This window comes from Hydrogenophaga sp. RWCD_12 (genome assembly GCF_046604225.1).
GTDB lineage: Bacteria > Pseudomonadota > Gammaproteobacteria > Burkholderiales > Burkholderiaceae_C > Hydrogenophaga.
The window spans coordinates 375,622-400,053 of the sequence record NZ_JBKIXC010000005.1 but is presented as its reverse complement, the minus strand read 5'-3'; the positions used below and the strand labels follow the sequence as shown (position 1 = coordinate 400,053).

Annotated in this window: 21 protein-coding genes and 1 riboswitch; of the genes, 19 read left to right on the top strand and 2 right to left on the bottom strand. The window is 64.4% G+C overall.

Going from position 1 to position 24,432, the window contains the following annotated elements; all coding sequences use genetic code 11:
• The first annotated feature begins 385 nt into the window (after nucleotides 1–385).
• The 19 genes from ACLIJ1_RS20480 (at nucleotide 386) to tolA (ending at nucleotide 18,493) form a co-directional block, all read left to right on the top strand.
• Complete coding sequence (locus ACLIJ1_RS20480; RefSeq protein ID WP_411367407.1) at nucleotides 386–1,303, top strand: transglycosylase SLT domain-containing protein; 918 nt, start codon at nucleotides 386–388, stop codon at nucleotides 1,301–1,303.
• Between the two features lie 47 nt (nucleotides 1,304–1,350).
• Nucleotides 1,351–1,506, top strand: a riboswitch (ZMP/ZTP riboswitch).
• Nucleotides 1,507–1,567: 61 nt separating this feature from the next.
• Nucleotides 1,568–2,812 carry a serine hydroxymethyltransferase gene (gene glyA / locus ACLIJ1_RS20475; RefSeq protein ID WP_411367406.1) on the top strand — a complete coding sequence of 415 codons (1,245 nt, stop codon included), beginning with the start codon at nucleotides 1,568–1,570 and terminating at the stop codon, nucleotides 2,810–2,812.
• A gap of 19 nt (nucleotides 2,813–2,831) precedes the next feature.
• Complete coding sequence (nrdR, locus tag ACLIJ1_RS20470; protein WP_066158421.1) at nucleotides 2,832–3,281, top strand: transcriptional regulator NrdR; 450 nt, start codon at nucleotides 2,832–2,834, stop codon at nucleotides 3,279–3,281.
• A 109-nt stretch (nucleotides 3,282–3,390) separates the two neighbouring features.
• The gene (locus tag ACLIJ1_RS20465) at nucleotides 3,391–3,969 is read left to right on the top strand and encodes a GspH/FimT family pseudopilin (RefSeq protein WP_411367405.1); all 579 of its coding nucleotides are present in this window, start codon (nucleotides 3,391–3,393) and stop codon (nucleotides 3,967–3,969) included.
• Nucleotides 3,970–4,094: 125 nt separating this feature from the next.
• A complete protein-coding gene (locus ACLIJ1_RS20460) occupies nucleotides 4,095–4,664 on the top strand; it encodes a GspH/FimT family pseudopilin (RefSeq protein WP_411367404.1) in 570 nt (189 codons plus the stop codon).
• 13 nt (nucleotides 4,665–4,677) lie between these two features.
• Nucleotides 4,678–5,289, top strand: a complete 612-nt coding sequence (gene pilV / locus ACLIJ1_RS20455) for a type IV pilus modification protein PilV (protein ID WP_411367403.1) — start codon at nucleotides 4,678–4,680, stop codon at nucleotides 5,287–5,289.
• 2 nt (nucleotides 5,290–5,291) lie between these two features.
• On the top strand, nucleotides 5,292–6,287 hold the full coding sequence (locus ACLIJ1_RS20450; RefSeq protein ID WP_411367402.1) for a PilW family protein: 996 nt from the start codon (nucleotides 5,292–5,294) through the stop codon (nucleotides 6,285–6,287).
• 25 nt (nucleotides 6,288–6,312) lie between these two features.
• Nucleotides 6,313–6,906 carry a hypothetical protein gene (locus tag ACLIJ1_RS20445; RefSeq protein ID WP_411367401.1) on the top strand — a complete coding sequence of 198 codons (594 nt, stop codon included), beginning with the start codon at nucleotides 6,313–6,315 and terminating at the stop codon, nucleotides 6,904–6,906.
• Nucleotides 6,907–6,948: 42 nt separating this feature from the next.
• On the top strand, nucleotides 6,949–11,247 hold the full coding sequence (locus ACLIJ1_RS20440; RefSeq protein WP_411367400.1) for a pilus assembly protein: 4,299 nt from the start codon (nucleotides 6,949–6,951) through the stop codon (nucleotides 11,245–11,247).
• Nucleotides 11,248–11,257: 10 nt separating this feature from the next.
• Complete coding sequence (locus tag ACLIJ1_RS20435; RefSeq protein ID WP_411367399.1) at nucleotides 11,258–11,749, top strand: type IV pilin protein; 492 nt, start codon at nucleotides 11,258–11,260, stop codon at nucleotides 11,747–11,749.
• 4 nt (nucleotides 11,750–11,753) lie between these two features.
• A complete protein-coding gene (gene ribD / locus ACLIJ1_RS20430; RefSeq protein ID WP_411367398.1) occupies nucleotides 11,754–12,902 on the top strand; it encodes a bifunctional diaminohydroxyphosphoribosylaminopyrimidine deaminase/5-amino-6-(5-phosphoribosylamino)uracil reductase RibD in 1,149 nt (382 codons plus the stop codon).
• 70 nt (nucleotides 12,903–12,972) lie between these two features.
• Complete coding sequence (locus ACLIJ1_RS20425; protein ID WP_411367397.1) at nucleotides 12,973–13,605, top strand: riboflavin synthase; 633 nt, start codon at nucleotides 12,973–12,975, stop codon at nucleotides 13,603–13,605.
• Nucleotides 13,606–13,629: 24 nt separating this feature from the next.
• Nucleotides 13,630–14,094 (top strand): 6,7-dimethyl-8-ribityllumazine synthase, encoded by a 465-nt coding sequence (gene ribH / locus ACLIJ1_RS20420; protein ID WP_411367396.1) that lies wholly within the window; start codon nucleotides 13,630–13,632, stop codon nucleotides 14,092–14,094.
• Between the two features lie 2 nt (nucleotides 14,095–14,096).
• On the top strand, nucleotides 14,097–14,591 hold the full coding sequence (gene nusB, locus ACLIJ1_RS20415; RefSeq protein ID WP_411367395.1) for a transcription antitermination factor NusB: 495 nt from the start codon (nucleotides 14,097–14,099) through the stop codon (nucleotides 14,589–14,591).
• A 14-nt stretch (nucleotides 14,592–14,605) separates the two neighbouring features.
• Nucleotides 14,606–15,826 (top strand): pyridoxal phosphate-dependent aminotransferase, encoded by a 1,221-nt coding sequence (locus ACLIJ1_RS20410; RefSeq protein WP_411367550.1) that lies wholly within the window; start codon nucleotides 14,606–14,608, stop codon nucleotides 15,824–15,826.
• Nucleotides 15,827–15,831: 5 nt separating this feature from the next.
• Nucleotides 15,832–16,350, top strand: a complete 519-nt coding sequence (ybgC, locus tag ACLIJ1_RS20405; protein WP_411367394.1) for a tol-pal system-associated acyl-CoA thioesterase — start codon at nucleotides 15,832–15,834, stop codon at nucleotides 16,348–16,350.
• Between the two features lie 43 nt (nucleotides 16,351–16,393).
• A complete protein-coding gene (gene tolQ / locus ACLIJ1_RS20400; RefSeq protein WP_411367393.1) occupies nucleotides 16,394–17,098 on the top strand; it encodes a protein TolQ in 705 nt (234 codons plus the stop codon).
• 3 nt (nucleotides 17,099–17,101) lie between these two features.
• A complete protein-coding gene (locus tag ACLIJ1_RS20395; protein ID WP_411367392.1) occupies nucleotides 17,102–17,554 on the top strand; it encodes a biopolymer transporter ExbD in 453 nt (150 codons plus the stop codon).
• A 12-nt stretch (nucleotides 17,555–17,566) separates the two neighbouring features.
• Entirely contained in the window at nucleotides 17,567–18,493 is a 927-nt protein-coding gene (gene tolA / locus ACLIJ1_RS20390) for a cell envelope integrity protein TolA (protein WP_411367391.1), read from the top strand.
• A 32-nt stretch (nucleotides 18,494–18,525) separates the two neighbouring features.
• On the opposite strand, the gene ACLIJ1_RS20385 is transcribed toward tolA, so the two are convergent.
• Nucleotides 18,526–20,748: an ATP-binding protein gene (locus ACLIJ1_RS20385; protein ID WP_411367390.1), complete on the bottom strand. Its 2,223-nt coding sequence runs from the start codon at nucleotides 20,746–20,748 to the stop codon at nucleotides 18,526–18,528.
• 114 nt (nucleotides 20,749–20,862) lie between these two features.
• On the bottom strand, nucleotides 20,863–24,429 hold the full coding sequence (gene dnaE, locus ACLIJ1_RS20380; RefSeq protein WP_411367389.1) for a DNA polymerase III subunit alpha: 3,567 nt from the start codon (nucleotides 24,427–24,429) through the stop codon (nucleotides 20,863–20,865).
• Nucleotides 24,430–24,432: the final 3 nt, after the last annotated feature.

Below are 24,432 nucleotides of genomic sequence, written 5' to 3'. Positions count from 1 at the left end.
TTACTGGCCCAACACCTTTGTTTTAACTCTGGTCGGCAGGTAGTCAGCCGCGCCTGCAACGAAGTGCAAAAGCCGCCTGAACCGACAAGCGGCGTCACTGGGTACCGCCTCGCCGCACGGCCCCGCAGTGCTTGCCTGCGCTGCTAGGGAAGTGAAAGAACACGACCCCACATGGAATGTTAATAACCATAAATTATAATAAACACAGTTTAAAACATTGACTAGACATTAGCCTGACCATACCATTCGCCCGTTTTCCCGCTCAGGGATAACCCGAACATCGCTGGCCTCCCCTCTCCTTCGGCCAGCGGTCCCGCCATTGATGGCGCCCCCCACCGCATGCAGCCCTCCTCCGGGATGGCCCCGCCTTGCAAGGAGCGACAAAATGACCCCGTACCTGACTGAGCCCCACAAGAGCAGCACCGAAGCTGCCGCAACTCCCTGGCGTCTGGCCCTGGCTGACGCGTACCACGGCTTCGTGGCTTTCACACACAACGGCATGGCGCTGCTCGGCGTCGGCCTCGCTGCGCTGGCGCTCACGATGGTGGCGCGCGCCGATCTGCGCACCCAGGCCGAACAACAGTTGCTGGGCTGGCTGCTGGAACGCCACGACGTGACGCTGAGTGCACAGGACAGTGAGGCGCCCCTGGACGCCGCAGATCGCACCCTCGCTTCCGCCCCCGTGGCCCTGCCCAAACAGCAGGCTGCGGTCACCCAATGGCTCAGCCGCCGCTATCGCGTGGCGCAGGAACCGCTGGCTGCGCTGGTGGCCGAGGCGTTCTCCATGGGTGAGAAGGCTCGGCTGGATCCGACCCTGATCCTCGCCGTGATGGCGATCGAGTCCCGATTCAACCCCTATGCCCAAAGTCCGGTCGGCGCCCAGGGCCTGATGCAGGTGCTCACGCGCGCCCACACGGACAAATACGCCAACTTCGGCGGGCAGGCGGCCGCATTTGACCCGCTGAGCAACCTGCGCGTCGGCGTCAAGGTGCTGCAGGACTGCATCAAGCAGGCCGGCTCGGTCGAAGGCGGACTGCGCCTGTATGTTGGTGCGGTGTCTTCCGACGGCGGCGACTACATCAACAAGGTGATGAGTGAACATCTGCGCATCCAGAGCGTGGCGCTGGGCAAGCCGATGCCCACCTCGTTCCCGGTCTTCTCAGCGATGCCAGTGGCCGCACCGGCCATGCCGGGTGCCGAATCGACCACCCAGACGGGCTTGCTGGAACCAGCCACCGAGCCTGCTCCTGGCATCGCTCCGCCCCCGGCCGAACCCCGAACAGGCGACCTCACGAGTTCCTGACGGGATTTCCAGCTTGCGCCACGCCGGCCCTGCGGCTCGGATAAACTAGTCAGGTGCGCAACTGGCGATAGGCGCGCGGCGGATCACACCCGCCGTCCGCGCTGACGTGGCCCTCCGCTCCCGCCTCTGCGCGGATCGGGACAACCACTGGGAAGCGCACCGCCCGGTTTCCGGGTGTTCAGCCGTTCGCCTGGGCAGTCCCTGCAGCTTCATCCAAAAACGACCGAAGTGCGCGGGGTCCACGTCACCCGAGACTGCCAAACCATGTACGACCGCAACATCCTCATCGAGCAAACCGACCCCGAGCTGTTCGCTGCCATCCAGGCCGAGAACGCCCGCCAGGAACACCACATCGAGCTGATCGCCAGCGAGAACTACGCCTCGCCGGCTGTGATGGCCGCCCAGGGCACCCAGCTCACCAACAAGTACGCCGAGGGTTACCCCGGCAAGCGCTACTACGGCGGCTGTGAGTTTGTTGATGTGGCAGAGCAGCTGGCCATCGATCGCGTCAAGCAACTGTTTGGTGCCGACGCCGCCAACGTGCAGGCCCACTGCGGCGCATCCGCCAATGAGGCTGTGTTCCTTGCCTTCCTGAAGCCCGGCGACACCATCATGGGCATGAGCTTGGCCGAAGGCGGTCATCTGACCCATGGCATGCCGCTGAACATGTCCGGCAAGTGGTTCAACGTGGTCAGCTATGGCCTGGACAAGAACGAAGCCATCGACTACGACGCCATGGAAGCCAAGGCGCGCGAGCACAAGCCCAAGCTGATCGTGGCCGGCGCTTCGGCCTACAGCCTGCGCATCGATTTCGAGCGCTTCGCCAAGATCGCCAAGGAAATCGGCGCCATCTTCATGGTCGACATGGCCCATTACGCCGGCCTGATCGCCGCCGGCGTGTACCCCAACCCGGTGCCATTCGCCGACGTGGTGACCTCTACCACCCACAAGAGCCTTCGCGGCCCGCGTGGCGGCATCATCCTGATGAAGGCCGAGCACGAGAAGGCCATCAACAGCGCCATCTTCCCCGGCCTGCAAGGCGGTCCGCTGATGCACGTGATCGCGGCCAAGGCCGTGGCCTTCAAGGAAGCGCTGACGCCCGAGTTCAAGACATACCAGCAGCAAGTGGTGAAGAACGCCCAGATCGTGGCCGAAACGCTGACCCAGCGCGGTCTGCGCATCGTGTCGGGCCGCACCGAAAGCCACGTCATGCTGGTCGACCTGCGCGCCAAGGGCATCACCGGCAAGGAAGCCGAGGCTGTCCTGGGCAGCGCCCACATGACCATCAACAAGAACGCGATCCCCAACGATCCGGAGAAGCCGATGGTCACCAGCGGCGTGCGCATCGGCACCCCGGCCATGACCACCCGCGGCTTCAAGGACGAAGAAGCCCGCCTGACCGCCAACCTGATCGCCGATGTGCTGGACAACCCGCGCGACCCCGCGAACATCGAAGCGGTGCGTGCCAAGGTCAACGCCCTGACCGCGCGTTTCCCGGTCTACAAGTGATTCCAGGCGGCGCAGCGCGATGAAGTGCCCTTTCTGCGGCCATCTGGAAACCCAGGTCGTCGAGACCCGGGTTTCCGAAGACGCGGATTTCATCCGCCGCCGCCGCCAGTGCGGTCACTGCGAAAAACGCTTCACCACCTACGAGCGGCCGGAAGTCAGCTTCCCGGCGGTGGTCAAGAAGGACGGCCGGCGCGTGGACTACGTGCCGGCCAAACTCCGCGCCTCGTTCACCCTGGCCCTGCGCAAGCGCCCGGTCAGCACGGAACAGGTCGATGCCGCCATTGAGCGCATCGAGGAAAAGCTGCTCAACCTCGGCAGCCGGGAGGTCGCCTCGACCAAACTGGGTGAAATGGTCATGCGCGAACTCAAGAAGCTCGACAAGGTGGCCTACATCCGCTTTGCCAGTGTGTATCGCAGCTTCGAGGACATTGACGAATTCCGGGCCCTGGTGGACGAAGTCCGCCGTTAATCGCCCCGCGTCCAATGGGCCATTAGCCCACAGTCCTCCTCCATCGTGGGGACGAAACGATTACCAACGACCTCGTTTGCCGTCGATTTGGACGTGAAGCGTGGGAATAATGAATCCCATCATTCAAACAGGGGGTTCAGGGATGGGAACAACACATAGCATTTGTTGCAGGCGGGATCGCGGATTCACGTTGATTGAATTGGTGATCTCCACGGCCTTGCTGGCGATCCTGATTCAATTGGCTGTACCTCCCCTGACGGGCCTCTTGGCCGAATGGCAAAGGGACCTGGCGACGCGCTCTGTCACAGACCACCTTGCCCTGGCGAGATCCGAAGCGATTCACTGGTCCCGCAGGGTCGTCATGTGCAGCAGCAGTGACGGTCGAACATGCAACCCGATGGCCGACAAGGAATGGAAATCCGGGTGGCTGGTGTTTCAGGATCTCGACGACGACAACCAGTTTGGTGCTTCAGACAAACTCATTGCCGTTTCACAAGGGCAGACCGGTATCCTGAGCCTGAAGGGAAATGCCACGGTTCAGCGCTTCGTATTTCAGCCAACGGGCATGATGTCGTCCGGCATGGCGACGCTGGAGGTGATTCCCCGACGGGGAAACAGCCAGAAGATCACCATCAACCGAATCGGCCGTGTGCGCCTGAGCACAACGGAGACAGCGACTGGATCCTGAGCAGTCGCGGGATTTTCGTGACAAATGAATGCTTTTTACCGCTGAGGAACCCAAAAGCGACCGCGCGTCAGCACAGCTCAAGATCACTGCAAAGCGGCCGGTACATTGCAGTACGGAGCCGCAAATTGAAACACCCGTCCTACCCCACCCAGCCGCTGCCCGCCGGTCAGCGCGGCTTCACGATCCTTGAGTTGGTGATCACGCTCACGCTTGTCGGGATCCTTACCGCCGTGATGGCACCGACGTTCGGAGAAACCTTGCGAAACTGGCGCCGCGACAGCGCGACACGCGCATTGAACACGACCCTGCTGCAAGGCCGAGCGGAAGCCATCAAATCCACGAGAAAAGTCATGGTTTGCCCCACTACCACAGGAACCAGTTGTGCCAACAGCACCGAGTGGAAAACCGGCTGGATGATGTTTGTTGACGATGGAGCGACTGACCAAGCTTATGACGCTGGTGAACGCATCCTCCAGGTCACGACCGCCCAGGGAGGGATTGCATCACTCGCAAGTTCTTCTGGCGTGCGGTTTCTGCAATTCTGGCCGAACGGCCTGATGTTTTCCACGGCGGCAGCCGGTACGGCGCACACGACTTTCACCGTGACGCCCTCCGGGCTGACATCGTCCACCAAGGTCGACAAGATCGCTGTGTCCCGGGTCGGGCGCGCCACAGTGACCACCGATTACCCTTGATCACGGGACCTCAATGAACGCATTGTTCTCAAACCCCAAACAGATTGCCGCGGAGCGGAGGCTGCGCCGTCGTGAAACAGGCTCCAGCATGATCGAGGTGCTGGTCGCCGTCATGTTGGTGTCGATTGGGCTTCTGGGCATTGCTGGCCTTTCGGGTGCCACGTTCAACTACAACAAGACGTCGCAGGTGCGGCTGACCGCCATGGCGCTCGTCAACGACTATGCCGACCGTGCCCGCATCAATATCTACGGATACGACCGAGGCGGCTACACCGTTGCTCTGCCAACGAACTTCGCAGGCACGGCGGTGACCGTTCCAGCAGCGAACCTCAACCTTGATCCTTCGGTCGCAGCGAATGCGATCACGATCGCCGACAACCTTGCCGCAGCCGACGTCGACCAGTTCCTGCGCAACGTACGCAATCGCCTTCCTCAAGGCGACGCCGTGGTGATCAGCCGCCCGACCGGCACGACGCGGGACATGGACGTGTGGCTGGTGTGGAAAGAGCCCAGGACCGATGCTGGTGACACACTGTTCAGTGCGGCCCAAGGCAATTGCCCAACCAGCCTGACGCTGGCCGAACAGGCGGAATACAGCTGCATGTTCTTCAAGGTGGGGCTCTGATCATGGCCAATCAAAACTTGTCTCGCCATGCTCCCATGCACCGTCAGCGTGGTCTGAGTCTGATCGAGCTGATGGTCGCGCTGACCATCGGCTTGTTCCTTGTCGGCGCTGTGAGCATCATCTACGTGAACACGGCAACCACGTCGCGCAGCAGTGTCATGGAAGCGCAGATGAACGAAGATGCCACGCTGGCTCTTGAATTGCTGCAACAGCAGGTCAGGCTGGCGGGTTTCTCCAATGTGGACGCCGGCGGGGCTCGCCTGTTCCCCGGACGAGCCGTTCGCGGATGCGACGGGGGCTTCACCAACAACGCTGGTGGTACGGCGTTCGAAGCCCAGACCTGCAGCGGAACAGCAACCGGATCGGACGCCTTCTCCGTGCGCTATGAAGCCACCTTGCTCAACAGCCAAGCCGTGACCAATGCTGGCGTGCAGCGTCCAGCCAATTGTGCCAATGAAGGCATTACTGCCTGGAACGCATTGGCCGAAGGTGCGGCGACCGCCACGCCCATGACTTTGGCCGACAACCGCTACTACGTCGCCAACGACGCGGATGGCACGCCGTCGCTGTTCTGCCAGGGCCGCACCGGCGCTGGTTTCGGCAACGCCACCGCGCTGATTCCCAACATCGAAAACATGCAGGTGCAATACGCGGTCACTGCGCTGCCAACGGCGGGAAATCCCATCCCGCACCAGGTGGCCGGCTATGTCGAAGCCCAGAATGCTGTACTTGGATCCGTCACCCCCGTCAACTGGTCAAGGGTGTCGGCGATGCGCGTCTGTCTGCTCGCCCGAAGTGCCCGTCCGGTGCCGACTGGAGACAACACGACCGTGGACATCGGCCGCTACTACGACTGCAACGGTGCCGTGCAAACCGCCAACGATCGTTATGTCCGCCGGGCTTACGTGACCACCATCCAGTTGCGCAACATGCGCCCTGGGCTGCCGGCCGAGTACCAGGCAGGCAACGACCCTTATGCCTACCTGTACGAGAACTGACGCATCGCCACTCGGGACCTTCGCCATGCAATCGCATATCTCCTCCATCCGGCATCGCGACCAGCGCGGCGTCGTTCTCCCCATGGCGCTGATCATGCTGGTGATCATTTCGTTTGCCGGACTGCTTGCGGCCAAGAACTCGGCCACCTACGAGCAGTTCTCGAGCAACATGCGCACCAATCAGGTATCCCGTGTGGCGGCTGAAGATGCACTGCGCCAATGCGAACGCGTGGCCAAGGACAGCATCGACAACGGGGGCGCGACCTTCCCCACCGAAGTCGGCAAGATTGTTGCGACCGTGATCGCGGCAGACACAGACACCGCCATCAAGGCCGGCGCCTGGAACACCAAGGCCAACTGGGCCCCCGGTGCCGCCAACCTGATCACCATCACACCCCAGTTCGACAGCACAGTGAAGAGCAATGCCCGGCTGAAGAACAACCCGACCTGCATCATCCAGGCAATGAGCAACTCGCGCTTCCTGGTCACGACGCGTGGCCTGTCCAGCGACGCAAAAGTCGCCGCCAATGGGACGCTGACCACCGGGTCGGAAGTATGGCTTCAGGCCATCCTGAGCCCGACCATTCCAGTGCTCTCCGCCAATAACGGCGTCGAGTAACCCGCGCTCCGAAATTCCACAAAGTCTTCCAGAGAGGTTCCGATGAAGACCCCATTCAACGTCAAGACCATCGGCCAAGCGCTTCTGCTGATCGCTGTCGGTTGTTCTGCCCTGCTCGCTTCTGCGCAGCCCAGCAACAAGCCGCTGCTGTCCACCCAGTCGGGCGCCAAACCCAACCTGATGATTGCGCTGGACAACTCGGGTTCCATGGCCTATCCGTTCCATGAGTCGTACGGCCTTCTGTACAACGACAACAATCCCCACACCTTGCAATTCTGCCCGGCACCGCGCTACGCGCCGCAGCGCGGTGTGGGCTGGGTGTTGGGTGGACGCATTGACGGCACCAACCCGCAAAACGGAGGCGCTGGGCTTTTTTGCATCCAGGCAACCGCCTTCGACGCGAACGGCAATCCCACTGCGGGTAACTGGACCGGTGGAGCCCAGAACTACGCTCCGTCGCTGACGGTCAACAACAACCTGCTGGCGCAGCGGTCGGCCGATGTGAATCCGGTCTACTACAACCCTCGGACCACCTATCTGCCCAGGCTCGGCCCCACTTACGCAAACCTGGCTCGACCGGCAAACCTGATCTTTGTGTCCAACCAAGGGTTGTACGACCCGGCCAACAACTTTTACACCGTCTACCGAAACCCGGTGGGCGGCGCGCTGTACGCGATCAATGTGCAGAAGCCTGCACCAACGCTGCCGGGAGCCTGGGCCTCCACGGCAGGGAACATCGTCTACTCACTGGCCACCAACACCCCGTTTCCAACGCACCTGGAATACAACAATGCCGGCAGCGTAGCGACTCCGGCATTCACCTACACATATTGCCGCAGCCCTGCAAATGCCGGCGACACGACTGGCGTTTCTACAGTGCAAAAAGATGCTGCAGGCGCTGAAATCGGGTGCAGCAGCGTCCGTCGAACCCCGATCAACACCTCGGCGGCCGGCACATTCGTCAGTGTCTTTGCGCCCGGCCACCCAAGTGCGGCCGCCAACATCATTGCGCTGCCCGGCGACCACAAACGCACCGATTGCGCTGCGGTCAACTCGTGCACCAATGCGGAGGAACTCAACAACGTCCTGAACTGGTACGTCTGGTACAGCACCCGCCAGCTGGCGACCAGCACGGCCATTGGTCAAGCTCTGTCAAAGACCGAATTTCAGGGACAGTTGCGCATCGGCTATCTGCCGATCAATGACTACACGCTTGCAGGCACAAGCAGTTTCATCCCGACGGTCCGCAATCCAGCCATCGCCGCACCAGGCACAGGGACTGGCGATGTGAACGTCCTGCGAGGCGTGCGCACCCTGCAAGGCAGCACGACCGCCAGCACAGAGCTGTTTGGGTTCCTCAACAACATCCAGCCCCGAGGTGGCACACCGCTGCACAACGCCATCAGCAAGGTCGCCGAGTACTACAAGGTTCCAGCGGGTGCCGTGGAGAACCCCTGGGCCGTCAACCCAGCTGCCCTTCCCTCCGCCAGCAATCTGGAAATGTCCTGCCGCCGCTCGTTCAACCTGCTGTTTTCAGATGGCGGCTGGACACAGAGCTACGCTCCAGCTGCTGGGCCCGACAACGACAACATCGCGGGCCCCACGTTCAGCCGCACCCTGGCTGATGGTTCCACAGAGTCCTTCCAGTACCAGCCCACCGGTGAAAACACGGTTGCAGGTCGCATGAAATACACGCCATATCCCAGCACCGGCACCGGGGGCCTGGCAGACCTGACCGCTGGCTTCTACTGGAGAGAGGATTTCCGGACGGGGTTGGCCGACAACATCCAGACACGGCCAGGGCAACCGACCTTCTGGCAGAACATGGCGACCTACACCGTGGGCTATTTTGTTCAACCCACTGGTGAAGTGACCGGCACCGGACTCACTTTTGCAAGCATTGAAAACTACAAGACCCAGTACGCACTGGTCGGCAATGCCGCCACGCCGAAGCCAGCCTGGCCTACGGGCAACCTGGTGACCACCTCCACCAACCAGCTCCGGGTGGACGACTTCGTGCAAGCCGGTTACACCGGTGGCGGCAAGGCCTTCAGCGCGCGTTCGGCCGAAGACGTTCGCAAGATCTTTGACACGGTGCTCGCCGATATCCTGAGCTCCGCGGGCCGGGACGCCGGCGTCTCTGTAAGCTCCGGCAGCGGTGACAACTCCACGCTGGCGGGACGCTTCAAGTACACCGTTTCCTACCGCACCCTAGACAACTCCGGCAACATCATGGCGCGTGTACTCGACGCGGCAGGCAACGAAACTGGAGCCACTGCATGGTCTGCCGAAGTACAAATGCCTTTGCCATCGGCCCGCAAGGTGTTCACCATGCACGACACCAATCAGGCATGGGACTTCAGCGGTAACTTCACCGATCTGCCGAGCGATGTCCGCAGTGCGCTCAAGCAGGGGCCCTACATGGCCCGCGTCCCCAATGGAGACAACTTCATCAACTACCTGCGGGGTGACAACACGGAACTCGATGCGGACAACAAGCTGTTCCGTCAACGGGCCACCAAGATTGCGGCCATGGTCAACCCCCCTTCGGTGTTGATGAACTACTCGCGTGACTACCAGTACGACAAGGTCACCACCGGTGGAGGCGTCGACGGCTGGGACAGCTATGAAGGTTTTGCAGGGCGCAAGCTCGGTTACCCCGCTTCTCTGTTTGTCGCGACCAATGCGGGCACCATGCATGCCTTCAACAGCGACACAGGCAACGAACAGGCGGCCTTCATGCCGCGTCGCAGCCTCAAGCGCATGCTTGCATTCGCCAATGAGCCTTACAACTTCGAATACGTGCTAGACGGGCCAATCAGCTCAAACGACATCTTCAACCGGCGGTATGCAAACCTGAACGGACTGCCCGTGTCGGAACAATGGAAAGCCTGGCGTCAGATCGGCGTTGGCTCGGGCGGCCGTGGTGAACAATTGATTTACGCCGTGAACTCCCCTTTCAAGAACGGCGCCATCCCCAGCCGGGCGCCGGAAAAGGACGACTTTCTCTGGGAAACCGGCCCTGACCTCGTGAACAGCGCCGACGGCAACGATGTGACGCTCGGCTACATAGCCAATCCCGCACGCAGTGGTCAGACCGAAGACACGGCAAACGCCACAAACCCGCAGCGTGGCAAGTGGATCGTTGCCATCAACAACGGCCACTACAACGGAGTGGCGGGTGGCGCCAAGGCGGGTCTGGTGGTTCTGGATGCGCTCACGGGCGACGTGATCCGCACCATTCCCCTGCCCGCGGGATATTCAGCCGGGCGCGGTCTCAGCGGTGTCACCCTGCTGCGCAACTACGAGCTGAACCACCGCGTGGTGGCGGCCTATGCAGGTGACGCCAACGGCCAGCTCTGGCGTTTCAATCTGACTGGCGAGCCCAGCACCTGGCACGTCGAGAACAACAGGCCCCTGTTCACCGTGCCTGGCAACCGCCCGATTTTTGGCGCCCCAGCCTGGCAGCCGCACGACCTCAAGAGCAGCAGCGACGGTTTCATGGTGGTGTTCGCCACCGGCATGATGCTGGAAGACAGCGATCTGGATGATCTGGGGGCCCAAGCCATCTACGGCATCTGGGACCGCAAGAACACCGATGGTTCCATCACAGGCACCGACCCGTATGTCGAGGTGTTGCCGGCACAGCTTCAGCTTCAGTCTGTCTTGCCTGCCACGGCGCTGGTCAAGAGCGGGTCCACCTTCTACAGCATCACCGACAACCCCATCGACTGGAAGACCCAGCGCGGCTGGTTCATGCCTCTGTCCAACCCCAACCAGACCGATGCAGCCCTGAAGGCGGGTGAGCGCTCCATCGCCGAAGTGCAAAACATTGGCTCGACCGTGCTGGTCACCACAACGGTGCTTCGCCGCGCTTCCAACACCGAAATGTGCTCGGTCTCAGATCTGCCGTCCAACTATGTGTATTGGCTGGACGCGCGCACTGCCGCTCAATCGCGCAGCCGCTCCTTCGACGTGAACGGCGATACGCGCCTCGACCCCTATGCGGTGGCTTTCCTTCCCCGAGGCGGGTTCACCCGCGGCGTGTCGGTGGTTTCGTACTATTCGCGACCCGATGGCACACCGATGACGACCTACGCGCTGCCCGCTCCCACGAACGGGTCTGATCCTTACATCCCTCCGGACGTCATCGACCGCCCCATGGGTGTCGGTGCTGACGGCGAATATGCGGGCAGTGAAAAGGGTTCGAGTAGCGGCTGCAAGAACATGCGCGCCACCGTGCTGGGCACCGAAACCAATTCGCTGCAAGGCGGCGTCTTTTGCCCTACCACCGGCTGGAGCCGTACCCAGTTCCAGCTGAGCACTCCTCCGTCCAATTGAGCGTCTGACCATGTCCACCCTCCGCCTCACCCCACTCCTCACCCGTGACAAGGTGCAGCACGGCTTCACCCTGATCGAGCTCATGATTGTGGTGGCTGTGGTTGCCATCCTCGCAGCCATTGGCTATCCGTCGTTCCAGGAGCAGGTCGCGAAATCTCGCCGCGCCGATGTGCAGCGTGCCTTGATGGAAGCAGAGCAGTACATGCGACGCTACTTCAATGCCCGCGACACTTTCGAGGGCGTGACGCTTCCAGCGGCACTGGCGGCTTCTCCAAGGGCCGGTTCTGGCGCTGCCAGCTACAACATCGTTCTGATTGAAAACAACGCTGCTGTTGCAACGACCACCGCACTGTCTACCTCCACTTTCACGCTGCGAGCAGTGCGCACGGGCGTCATGCTTACCGACAAGTGTGGTGACCTGACCGTCACCAATACCGGCGTCAAGACCTTGACCAACTACACGGCTGGCATGACGGTGGCCGACTGCTTCAAGGCATCCTGAGCGAATGACTTCAGTCGCCGGGCCGACGGCGCAAGCGCTGGCACTGGCCGGACAGGCGCTGAGCCTTTCCAACCCCAACCCGCGTGTCGGGTGCGTGCTCGTAGCAGCGGACGACCGCGAGATCGGGCGCGGCCACACACAGCGGGCAGGTGGTCCACACGCCGAGGTGATGGCGCTGCGCGACGCGGCAGCGCGGGGCGACTCCACCGTTGGCGCCACCGCCTTCGTCACGTTGGAGCCTTGCTCCCACCACGGCCGTACCCCGCCCTGCTGCGACGCATTGATTGCTGCGGGTCTGCGCAAGGTGGTGGTCGCCACCTCCGATCCGAATCCGCTGGTCGCGGGCCAGGGTCTGGAGCGTCTGCGCGCCGCGGGCATCGAGGTGGAATTGCTGCCGCCCGACAGCGCCGAAGCCCGCGCTGCACGCGAACTGAACATCGGTTTCTTCAGCCGCATGGTCCGCCAGACTCCCTGGGTCCGGATGAAGGCCGCAATGTCTCTGGACGGGGTCACGGCCCTGGCCAACGGCGAAAGCCAATGGATCACCGGCGAGGCTGCCCGCGCCGACGGTCATGCCTGGCGCGCCCGGGCCTGTGCGGTGATCACGGGCATCGGCACGGTGCTCGAAGACGATCCAATGCTGGACGTTCGTGAAGTGCCTGCCACCCGCCAGCCGCATCTGGTGATCGTCGACAGCCGACTTGAAACACCGCCCACCGCTCGGTTGTTCCAGACTCCGGCGCCGGGTCTGACCCGAAAGCTCTTCGTTTACTGTGCCACGGCCGATGCCCAGCGACAGGCAGCACTGGAACAGCAGGGCGCCACCGTCATCCCCCTGCCCGGCTCCAACGGCAAGGTCGACCTGGCCGCCATGCTGCGCGACCTGGCCACGGTGCGCGAGGTCAATGAAGTCCATCTGGAGGCCGGCCACAAGCTCAACGGATCGTTCATCCGCGAAGGTCTGGTCGACGAACTGCTGCTGTACGTCGCGCCTCAACTGCTGGGCACCGGCGGATCGGGCATCGCCAGCTGGGGGCCGCTGCAGTCCCTGGACCAGCGCCTGAATCTTCGGTTTGGCCCGGTGGAGCCAGTGGGCGGCGACCTGAGGATCCTGGCCCGCGTGCAGGGGCGGGACGCCTTCCTGCACCCCTGAGCTCCACTCAATATCGGGCGCTTGGGCACGTGGCCCGGCCCGACGCCTCAAACCCTGCGAAAATAGCCGGATGTTTACCGGCATCATCACCGGGGTGGGGCGCATCGCCGACCTCCACCCACTGGGCAGCTCTTTGGACCACGGCAAGCGACTCACCGTCGAGGCGCCGCCGGGTTATCTCGACGACGTCGCTCTCGGCGACAGCATTGCGCACAACGGCGCCTGCATGACCGTCACCTCGCTGGATGCCGCCGCCTCCCGCTTCACCATCGACATTTCGGCCGAATCACTGTCCAAGACCACCGGTCTGTCCGAGGCCGGTCGCCGGGTGAATCTCGAAAAGGCACTGCGGGCCAATGACCGTCTGGGTGGGCACATTGTCTCGGGCCACGTCGATGGCGTCGGCAGCGTGACCCGCTTCGAGCGCATCGGCGAAAGCTGGGAGCTGTGCGTGCTGGCGCCGCCGGCGTTGGGCAAGTACCTCGCCTACAAGGGCTCGATCGCGATCAACGGCGTGAGCCTGACGGTGAACCGCTTCGCTGACCGCGCCGACGGCTGCGAGTTCAGCATCAACCTGATTCCCCACACGGTGGAGAACACCACGCTTGGCGACCTATCGGCCGGCAGCAGCGTGAACCTCGAAATCGACACCGTGGCCCGGTACGTCGAGCGCATGCTCGGCACTCCGGCGCCCTCGAACTGACATTCCCCAAAAAGAAAGATCCCCATGTTTGGCGCAGACAAAGGCAGCTCCCATCTCCAGGACGGCAAGAAGCTGTCAATCGGCATCGTGCAGGCACGGTTCAACGAAGGCATCACCAATGCCCTGTACGCGGCCTGCCGCGCCGAACTGCTGGCCCTGGGCGTGCAGGAAAAGAACATCGACCACGTGACGGTGCCAGGCGCGCTCGAAGTGCCGATCGCCCTGCTGGCGTTGGCCGAGCAGGACGAGTACGACGCGCTGATCGCGCTGGGCTGCATCATCCGCGGCGAGACCTATCACTTCGAACTGGTGGCCAACGAGTCCGGCGCCGCCGTCACCCGCGTGGCCCTTGACACACACACCCCGATCGCCAACGCCATCCTGACCACCGAGAACCTGGAACAGGCCGTGGCCCGCCAGACCGAAAAGGGCCGCGACGCGGCCCGTGTGGCGGTGGAGATGGCCAACCTGCTGGACCAGATCGGCTGACCATGAACGAACCCATCACCGCCAAGCCCCGCAAGGCCGCCGACAAATCGGCCCGTACCCGGGCACGCGAATTCGCGCTGCAGGCGCTTTACCAGCACCTGGTCGGCCGCAACGACGCCAGCGACATCGACGTCTTCACCCGCGACCTGTCGGGCTTTCACAAGGCCGACAGCGTGCACTACGACTCCCTGCTGCACGGCTGCGTGGAGCAGTCCGAACAGCTGGACGCGCTCATCGCTCCCCTGCTCGACCGCCCGATGGTGGAAATCTCCCCCATCGAACGCGCGGTGCTGTGGATCGGCGCCTACGAGTTCCAGCACTGCCCTGACGTGCCGCTGCGCGTGGTGATCAACGAATGCGTCGAACTGGCCAAGGCCTTCGGCGGCACCGATGGTCACAAGTACATCAACGGCGTGCTGCATCCGCTGGGCGAACAGCTGCGCCCGCACGAAGCGGCGGCACAGGCTTCCGGCCGCAAGGCAGCCAAGGGCGAATGAGCGGCGCCAGACTCATGCGCATCAGCCAGCGCGCCCAGCGGGTCGAGCCCTTCTACGTCATGGAGCTGGCCAAGGCGGCCGCCGACATGGCACGCCAAGCGGCTCCTGGCGGCCGCCCGATGATCTACCTGAACATCGGCGAACCCGACTTCACCGCGCCGCCGCTGGTGCAGGCCGCCGCCGAAAAGGCCATCCGTGACGGTCGAAGCCAGTACACCCAGGCGACCGGCCTGCCCGCGCTGCGCGAGGCCATCAGCGGCTGGTACGCCAGCCGCTTCGGTCTCTCCATCGATCCGGGCCGCATCGTCGTGACTGCCGGCGCCTCGGCCGCGCTGCAGCTGGCCTGCCTGGCACTGATCGAGGCCGGCGACGAAGTGCTGATGCCCGACCCCAGCTATCCCTGCAACCGCCAGTTCGTGCAGGCGGCCGAAGGCACGCCGGTGCTCATCCCCTCCGGACCGGAAGACCGCTTCCAGCTCAGCGCCGAGCACGTGGCTGCGGCCTGGAAGCCCGCCACGCGCGGCGTGCTGCTGGCCTCGCCGTCGAACCCGACCGGCACCTCGATTGCCCGCGACGAGCTGGAGCGCATCGCCCGCTTCGTGCGCGACAAGGGCGGCATCACCCTGGTCGACGAGATCTACCTCGGCCTGTCTTACGACGAGGCCTATGGCCACAGCGCGCTGGGCCTGCCCGACGGCGTGGGCGACGAGATCATCAGCATCAACAGCTTCAGCAAGTACTTCAACATGACCGGTTGGCGCCTGGGCTGGCTGGTGCTGCCACCCGCGCTGGTGCCTGCCGTGGAACGTCTCGCGCAGAACCTGTTCATCTGCGCCAGTACGATTGCGCAACACGCGGCGCTCGCCTGCTTTGCGCCCGAAAGCCTGGCCGAGTACGAGGGCCGCCGCGCCGAGTTCAAGGCCCGCCGAGACTACTTCATTCCCGCGCTGGGCCGGCTAGGTCTGCGCGTGCCGGTGATGCCCGACGGCGCGTTTTACGCCTGGGCCGACGTCGCACCACTGTGCGACCGCTGGGGCATTCCCATGCAGGGCGAGCGCCCTGGCGAAGGCGGCAGCTGGGCGCTGGCCTTCGAGCTGATGCGCCGCTGCCAGCTCGCCACCACGCCCGGCCGCGACTTCGGCCTGGCCGACCCGGGCCGCTACCTGCGCTTCTCCACCGCCAACGCCATGCCGCAGTTGCAGGAAGCCGTGCAACGCCTGGAGGCCGCACTGTGAAAGCAATGCAGGACCCCGCATCAGCCCCGGCGCCGGGCCGCCCCAAGGCGGGGCCAGCCCCCTCGGGGGGCAGCGAACCTCGCGAAGCAGGGAGCGTGGGGGCAGCATTCGGTTGGCCCGTGCGCGTCTACTGGGAAGACACCGATGCCGGCGGCATCGTGTTCTACGCCAACTACCTCAAGTTCTTCGAGCGCGCGCGCACCGAGTGGCTGCGCCACCTGGGCGTCGAACAGCAGAAGCTGCGCGAGCAAGTCGGTGGCATGTTTGTGGTCACCGGCACACAGCTGCGTTACCACCGCCCGGCCCGCCTCGACGATTTGCTTCTGGTTACGGCCCGTGTGACCGAATCGGGACGGGCCTCGCTCACAATCGAACAGACCGCCCTGCTGCAGTCTCCCGACGGCCAGGCCCCGATCCTGCTTTGCGAAGGCAGCATCCGCATCGGCTGGGTCGACGCCACCGCCCTGCGCCCGCAGAGAATTCCAGCCCAGGTGCTCGACGCGCTCGCGGGCGGGAACCGCTGAACGATTTTTTCCTCCGAACCTCGTCCTCCACCGACACCGCCCCATGCCCCAAGATCTTTCCATCGTCCAGTTGCTGCTCCACGCGTCCTGGGTCGTCCAGGCCGTGGTCGCCCTGCTCGTGCTGGTCTCCGTCATCAGCTGGGCCGCCATCTTTCGCAAGGTGTTCACGCTCAAGCGGGTGAACAGCCACAACGAAGACTTCGAGAAGGAGTTCTGGTCGGGCACCAACCTGAACGACCTGTACGCCGCCGCCGCCCAGAGCGCGCGCCACGGCGGACCGATGGAACGCATCTTCGCCAGCGGCATGCGCGAGTACCACAAGCTGCGTGAGCGCCGCATCACCGACGCCGGAGCCCTGCTTGACGGCGCCCGTCGTGCCATGCGCGCCAGCTTCCAGCGCGAGCTCGACGCCCTCGAAACCAACCTGTCCTTCCTGGGCACGGTCGGCTCGGTCGCTCCCTACGTCGGCCTGTTCGGCACCGTCTGGGGCATCATGCACGCCTTCACCGGTCTGGCCGCGCTGGCGCAGGTGACACTGGCCACGGTCGCTCCGGGCATCGCTGAAGCCCTGGTCGCCACCGCCATCGGCCTGTTCGCTGCGATCCCGGCCGTGGTCGCCTACAACCGATTCGCCACCGACATCGACCGCGTGGCCAACCGCATGGAGACCTTCATGGAAGAGTTCTCCAACATCCTGCACCGCAACCTAGGCCAGCAGTCCGCCCAGGCCACCCCCTCGGGTCACTGAACCATGGCATCCGTCTCCTCGCGGGGTCGTCGCGCCCGCCGCACCAAGAACGAGATCAACATGGTCCCGTTCATCGACGTGATGCTGGTGCTGCTGATCATCTTCATGGTCACCGCTCCGCTGATCTCGCCCAGCCAGATCAGCCTGCCCAGCGTGGGCCAGGCCGACGCGCAGCCCAAGGGCTTCGTGCAGGTCGTGATCGACAAGGACGAAACCATCCAGGTGCGCCAGGGCACGTCCAGCAAGGGTGGCGGCAAGGGCATCAAGATGGCTCAGCTCGCCGACGCAGTGAAGAGCCAGCAGGTCGCCACCGCCGCGGGTGGCGACCCCGACAAGGTGCCGGTCGTCATCAGCGCCGACAAGGACATCAAGTACGACACCGTGGTCAAGGCCATGGACACGCTGAAAAGAGCCAACGTCGAGCGCGTCGGCCTCGCCGTCCAGGCCAGCCGCTGATCTACCTCATCCATGCACGTCACCGCCGACATCCTCGACCTCAAGCCGCCCCGCCCCGGCCGCTGGGGCACGCCGGTCGTGCTTGCACTGGTCGCGCACGCGCTGCTGATGGCGGCGCTGACCTGGGGCATTCACTGGAAAGAAGAAGAACCGCAAGCAGCCTTCGAGGCCGAGCTTTGGTCCGCCCTGCCACGCGAAGCAGCCCCGCGCGCCGTGGAGCCTCCCCCGCCTCCGCCCCCCGAGCCGGAACCCCAGCCCAAACCCGAGCCCAAGCCGGAACCGAAGCCAGAGCCCAAGCCCGCACCTCCGCCGCCCCAACCGACGGTGAAGGCGCCGGACATCGCGACCGAGAAGGCCAAGCAGAAGAAGCTCGAAGACGAGAAGAAGCGCGAGCTGGAAGAAGAGAAGAAGAAGGAAAAGGCCAAGAAGGAAAAGGTCGAACAGGCTGAGCGCGAGAAGAAGGACAAGGAGCTGGCCGAGAAGAACAAGAAGGCCGAGGAGCAGAAGAAGAAGGATCTCGCCAAGAAGGAGCAGGAGCGCAAAGAGGCTGACAAGCGAGAGGCCGCCGACGCCGACAAGCGTCGCAAGGAGAACCTTGCCCGCATGATGGGCCAAGCCGGCGCGACCGGTGGTCCAGAAGCCAAGGGCTCGGCGCAGCAGTCAAGCGGCCCATCATCAGGCTATGCCGGCCGCGTCAAGGCCAAGGTCAGCCCGAACATCCGCTACACGGAAGAGTTCCCGCGTTCGCTGCGCACCGAGATTGAAGTGCGAGCCCTGCCGGACGGCACCATCACCGGCCGACGGGTTGTCGAGAGCAGCGGCAACCCCTCCTGGGACGAAGCGGCCCTCAAGGCCATCGACCGGACCGGCTCTCTGCCGCGCGACGTTGACGGTCGGGTGCCCTCCCCGATCATCATCGTCGTCCGCCCGACCGACTGAACTTGCTGCTTTGCGGCAGCCGCCGCAGCGGGTCAGTACTGCGTCATCACAGCGCCTTCGCCCAGCGGCAGGCCCTGCAGCACGCTGTCCAGCTCGCCCGGATCGACCGGCTTGTGCAGCACGGCGGCAAACAATATCTTGAGTTGTCCCGCATCGACCTCGTCGACGTGCCCGCTCATGAGCACCACCGGCGGCGGTGCTTCGGTCGCGCGGATGCGCTGCGCCAGCCCGACGCCGTCCAGTCGCGGCATCGACTGGTCGGTCAGCACCACGTCGAAGTGCTTGCCGGTCTGCGAGAACTGGGCCCAGGCTTCCTCGCCGTCGCGCGAGCGCGTGACCTGCCAGCCCTTGCGCTCCAGCAGTGCGCTCCAGGCGTGCCGCACCGACTGGTCGTCGTCGACAAACAGCAGCTGGCGACCGCGCCCCGGGCCACCCGGTGAGGTGATGGGGGCCACGGTTTCATCGTGGCGGCTGGCCGGCAGGTACAGCAGGAAGCAGGCGCCCTCGGAGCTGTTCACCAGGCCAATCGAGCCATGGTGTCTGGCCATGATGCCCTGCGCCACCGACAGGCCCAGCCCGGTGCCACGCCCCTTGGCCTTGGTGGTGAAGAAGGGATCGAACACCCGGTCCAGGTGTTCGGGTGCAATACCCGGTCCGTGGTCGCGCACCGCCAGCACCACATAGCGCCCCTCGGGCAGGCCGGCGGCGCCCGCGGGCATTTCCGCGTCCCCCACCGGCAGGGTCAAGTCGCGCAATGTGAGTTCGATTCGGCCGCGGCCCTGCATCACGTCGGCGGCGTTGATCAGAAGGTTCACCAGCACCTGCTGCAGTTGCGTCGGGTCGGCATCGACCTCGTCGTCGTCCACCAGGTAGTCGACGGTCAGCGCGCAGTCCTTGGTCAGTCCGGCCGAGACCATCTGCCGCGTCTCTTCGATCAGCGTCGACCAGTGCAGACGGCGCAGGCGCGGTGCCGACTGGCGCCCGAATGCCAGCAGTTGGCGCATAAGGCCGTCGGCATAGCGTGTGGACTTGAGGGCCTGCTGCAGGGCTTCGTGGCTCGGGTGCGCAGTGTCCAGGTCTTCCGAGGCCAGCCGCACCCAGCCGGTGATCGCTGCCAGCGAGTTGTTGAAATCGTGCGCGATACCGCCGGTCAGGCGCCCCAGTGCCTCGGTCTTCTGCGACTGCATCAGCTGCATCTGCAGCGCTTCCTTTTGCTCATGCGACTCCAGCTGCGCCCGTGCGTCGTTGCGCACGCGCGCCAGCAGGCCGTTGATGCCTGCAGCCAGCTGCGACAACTCGTCCTTGCCGACCTCCCGCACCAGACCACCTGCCGCGGGGCCTTCGGCGGTTACCTGTGTGAGGTCGGTGTGCAGCCCCTGCAAACGACGCAGCAGCAACCGGTCCAGCAGGAACACCAGCAGCACGCTCGCCACCAAGCCTGCGAGGGCGGCCAGGCCCATGCCCTGCCAGGTCAGGAAACGACCCTGTTCTTCCAGCCGCTGGTCCAGGGTGAGCACCAGCTCGGCGATGGGCTGGTCCCGATAGTCGCACAACATCGAGTGCAGCTCGAACTGGTGCTCACCGACCTTGACCACATGGGTTTCCTTGCCGGCATGGTCGGGCGACTGCAGAGACAAGCGGGCCGGCATCATCAGCAGTTCGGAAAACCGCGCCAGTTCGGCCTGGTCAAAGCGGCGCACCATCACCATTGCTCCCTTGATGGCCGGCTGTGCATCGCTCGGGCGGTGAATCGCGGCGGCCACCACCATGTCCAGCTGTCCGTCGGCCACCCGCAGCGTCCGGATCATGAACTTGGGATCCGGGGAGGCCAGCACGGCGGCGGCGAGGCCCCGCAACGGTTCGACGCGCTCAGGCGAGACCGGCACGAGCTTGCCCTGGTCGCCGATGGTCACGCTCGCCAACTGCTTGGCATGTTCGTCGAACACCACGGCCTCGGAAATGCGCAGATAGCCCAGGTTGTCGACTTCGAAGTTCTCCGACATGAACTGCGGTTTGCGGCCGCGCACGAAGTCGACCGCATCGGCCCAGTAGGCATAGTCGCGCGTGGTCCCCGCCAGGTTCTGGAGCTGCTGGTCCAGCAAGCGACGGGCACGGTCGCCCTCCTTGGCCGAGCGGTCGGCTTCCAGTTGCTCGAACGACTCTCCGACGATGTATCGGGCGCCGAACATGGCGGACGACGCGCACAGGCCGACGACGACCAGGACCAGCGCCCAGGCTTTGTACTGCAGTTTCATGGTTGTCTGGATCATCGGCCCAGTCAGCAGACACTTGAATCAGCAGCTTCCCGCCGACGTGACAGGGTTGACGTTTGTCGGTTCTTCCGAACAGTGCGCCAACCCCTGAAGAGCTCAGTCGAACACGATTTCGGCCCGTCGGTCATGCGCCTGCGCCATCCAGCTGGCCAGCGCCGCGTCGGTCGGGAAGAACAGCGCACGGTCATCCAGGTGCAACTCGCACTGCGCACCTTCGCGCTGGACCGCCAGGCGCACCGGCAGTCCGCGCACCAGTTCGCCCTGGTCAGTGACCTCGCGCCTGGGCGGGAATTCGCGCACCAGCTGGGCAATCGCCGGCGCCTGGCCGTTGACCGCGACCCGCAGGTACTTGCCAAAACGGCAGCGTGCGGCAGCCAGGTCCCAGATCTGCTGGATCTTCAGCCGCAGGCCGCCGGAGAAGCGGTCGGGCTGCACCGTCGCCTGCACGATCACCAGCTCGTCGTCCTTGAGCAGGTTGCGGTAGAGATTGATCAGGTTCTCGTCGGCGCTGACCTCGAGCACGCCGCTCTTGTCGTCGAGCTTGAAGAAGGCCAGCTTGCCGCGCTGGCCGTTGATGACCCGGAAGTCGGACACGATGCCCGAGAGGATCACCGGGTCGCGGCTTTCCTTCACCTCGGCCAGCGGCGTGCGCGCGAACCGCCGGACCTCGCGCTCGACCTCGTCGAACAGGTGGCCGGAGAAATAGAAACCGATGGCCGTCTTTTCGTAGGTCAGGCGTTCCTTGACGCCCCAGGGCGTGGTCGCTTCGTAGGCGGGTTCCTGCGTGCTGGAGCCGTGGTCGTCGCCGCCCAGCATGTCGAACAGGCCGCCCTGGTTGGCGTTGGCCTGCGTGGCGGACGCGTATTCGAAGGCCACGTCGACCGAGGCCAGCAGCTCGGCGCGGTTGAGGTTGAGCGCATCGAAGGCGCCGGCCTTGACCAGCGCCTCGACCGTGCGCTTGTTGATGCGCTGCCGATCGACCCGCAGGCAGAAGTTGAACAGGCTGGTGAACGGACCTTTTTCGTCGCCGTTGGGGCCTTCGCCGCGGCCTTCGCGCGCCGCCACGATGGCTTCAATCGCCTGCTGACCGGTGCCCTTGACCGCGCCCAGCCCGTAGCGGATCAGCTTGTCGGTCACCGGTTCGAAGCGGTAGCCGCCGCGGTTCACGTCGGGCGGCTCGAAGGCCATGCCCATCTTGCGCGCGTCCTCCCACAACACCTTGAGCTTGTCGGTGTCGTCCATTTCCACGGTCATGTTGGCGCAGAAGAACTCGGCCGTGTAGTGGACCTTGAGCCAGCCGGTGTGGTACGCCAGCAGCGAGTAAGCGGCCGCGTGCGACTTGTTGAAGCCGTAGCCCGCGAACTTCTCCATCAGGTCGAACACCTCGTCGGCCTTGGCCTCGCTGATGTCCTTCTTGGCGGCCCCGGCGCGGAAGATGGCGCGGTGTTCGGCCATCTCCTCGGCCTTCTTCTTGCCCATCGCGCGGCGCAGCATGTCGGCGCCGCCCAGCGAGTAGCCGCCCAGCACCTGGGCGGTCTGCATCACCTGCTCCTGGTACACCATGATCCCGTAGGTCTCGGCCAGCACGGGCTCGACCAGCGGGTGCGGGTACTCGACCACCTCGCGGCCGTGCTTGCGCGCCACGAAGCTGGGGATCAGGTCCATCGGGCCTGGGCGGTAGAGCGCGTTCAGGGCGATCAGGTCTTCCAGCCGCGAGGGCTTGGCATCGCGCAGCATGCCCTGCATGCCGCGGCTTTCAAACTGGAACACGGCCTCGGTCATGCCCTTGGAGAACAGCGCATAGACCTTGGGATCGTCCAGCGGCACGTTGGCGAAGTCGAAGTTCTCCTGGCCCTTGTGGCGCTTCATGATGAACTCGCGCGCGATCTCCAGGATGGTCAGCGTCGCCAGCCCCAGAAAGTCGAACTTCACCAGGCCGATGGCTTCGACGTCGTCCTTGTCGTACTGGCTCACCGCGGAATCGCTGCCCGGCTGCATGTACAGCGGGCAGAAGTCGGTCAGCTTGCCCGGCGCGATCAGCACGCCGCCGGCGTGCATGCCGATGTTGCGGGTCATGCCTTCGAGCTTCTGCGCCAGCTCGATCAGGGTCTTGACGTCCTCTTCCTTCTCGATGCGCTCCGCCAGGATGGGCTCCATCTCGATGGCGTAGTTGTTCTTGTCGCCCTCTTTCTTGGGCACCGGCGGGTACTGCAGCGTCACGCTCATGCCCGGCTTGTTGGGGATGAGCTTGGAGATGCCATCGCAGAAGCCGTAGGAGAAGTCGAGCACGCGGCCCACGTCGCGGATCGCGGCGCGCGCGGCCATGGTGCCGAAGGTCGCGATCTGGCTCACCGCATCCTTGCCGTAGCGGTCCTTCACGTAGTCAATCACCCGGTCGCGGTTGGACTGGCAGAAGTCGATGTCGAAGTCGGGCATCGAGACGCGTTCCGGGTTCAGGAAGCGCTCGAACAGCAGGTTGTATTGCAGCGGGTCCAGATCGGTGATCAGCAGCGCGTAGGCCACCAGCGAGCCGGCGCCGGAGCCCCGGCCCGGTCCCACCGGGCAACCGTTTTCCTTGGCCCACTTGATGAAGTCCGACACGATCAGGAAGTAGCCCGGGAACCCCATCTTCAGGATGGTGTTCAGCTCAAACTCCAGCCGCTCGACATAACGCGGGCGCTCGGCATCGCGTTTGACTTCGTCGGGGAACAGGTGCTTGAGGCGCCCTTCCAGCCCTTCGTGCGAGACGTGGCGGAAGTACTCTTCCACCGACATCACCACGCCATTCACCGGTGGGATCGGGAAGTTGGGCAGTTGCGGCTTGCCCAGCACCAGGGTCAGGTTGCAGCGCTTGGCAATTTCCAGCGTGTTGGCCACGGCCGAGGGAATGTCGGCGAACAGCGCCGCCATCTGCGCCGACGACTTGAAGTATTGCTCGCGCGTGAAGCGGCGCACGCGCCGGTTGTTGGCCAGTATCTCGCCCTCGGCAATGCAGACCCGCGCCTCGTGCGCTTCGTAGTCGTCTTCGGCCAGAAACTGCACCGGATGCGTCGCCACCACCGGCAGGTGCAGGCGCGCCGCCAGCTGCACCGCAGCGACCACATGGCGCTCGTCGTCGGGCCGACCGGCACGCTGCAGCTCGATGTAGAAGCGGTGGGTGAACAGGCCAGCCAGCTGCAGCGCAACATCGGCCGCCTTGTTGGCGTCGCCAGCCATCAGCGCCTGCCCGACCGGGCCGGCCTGTGCGCCCGACAACATCAGCAGGCCACCGTTGAGTTCGTCGAGCCAGTCGCGCTGGATCACCGCGCCGGCGCGGCCATCGGCCCGGGTCCAGGCGCGGGCCAGCAGCTCGCTCAGATTCAGGTAGCCCTGCTTGTCCTGCACCAGCAGGATCACGCGCGGCAGCGCCGGCTGGTGGCTGCCCGGCATGGCGCCGGGCGTCTCGTCGTTGAAGCCGGCCAGCATGACCTCGGCCCCCAGCACCGGCTTGACGCCCGCACCGCGCGCGGCCTTGTAGAACTTGACCGCGCCAAACAGATTGTTCAGGTCGGTGATCGCCAGCGCGGGCTGGCCGTCGCTGGCCGCGGCTTCGACGGCATCGTCGATGCGGTTGGTGCCGTCGACGACAGAGAACTCGGTGTGCAGGCGCAGGTGGATGAACATCGG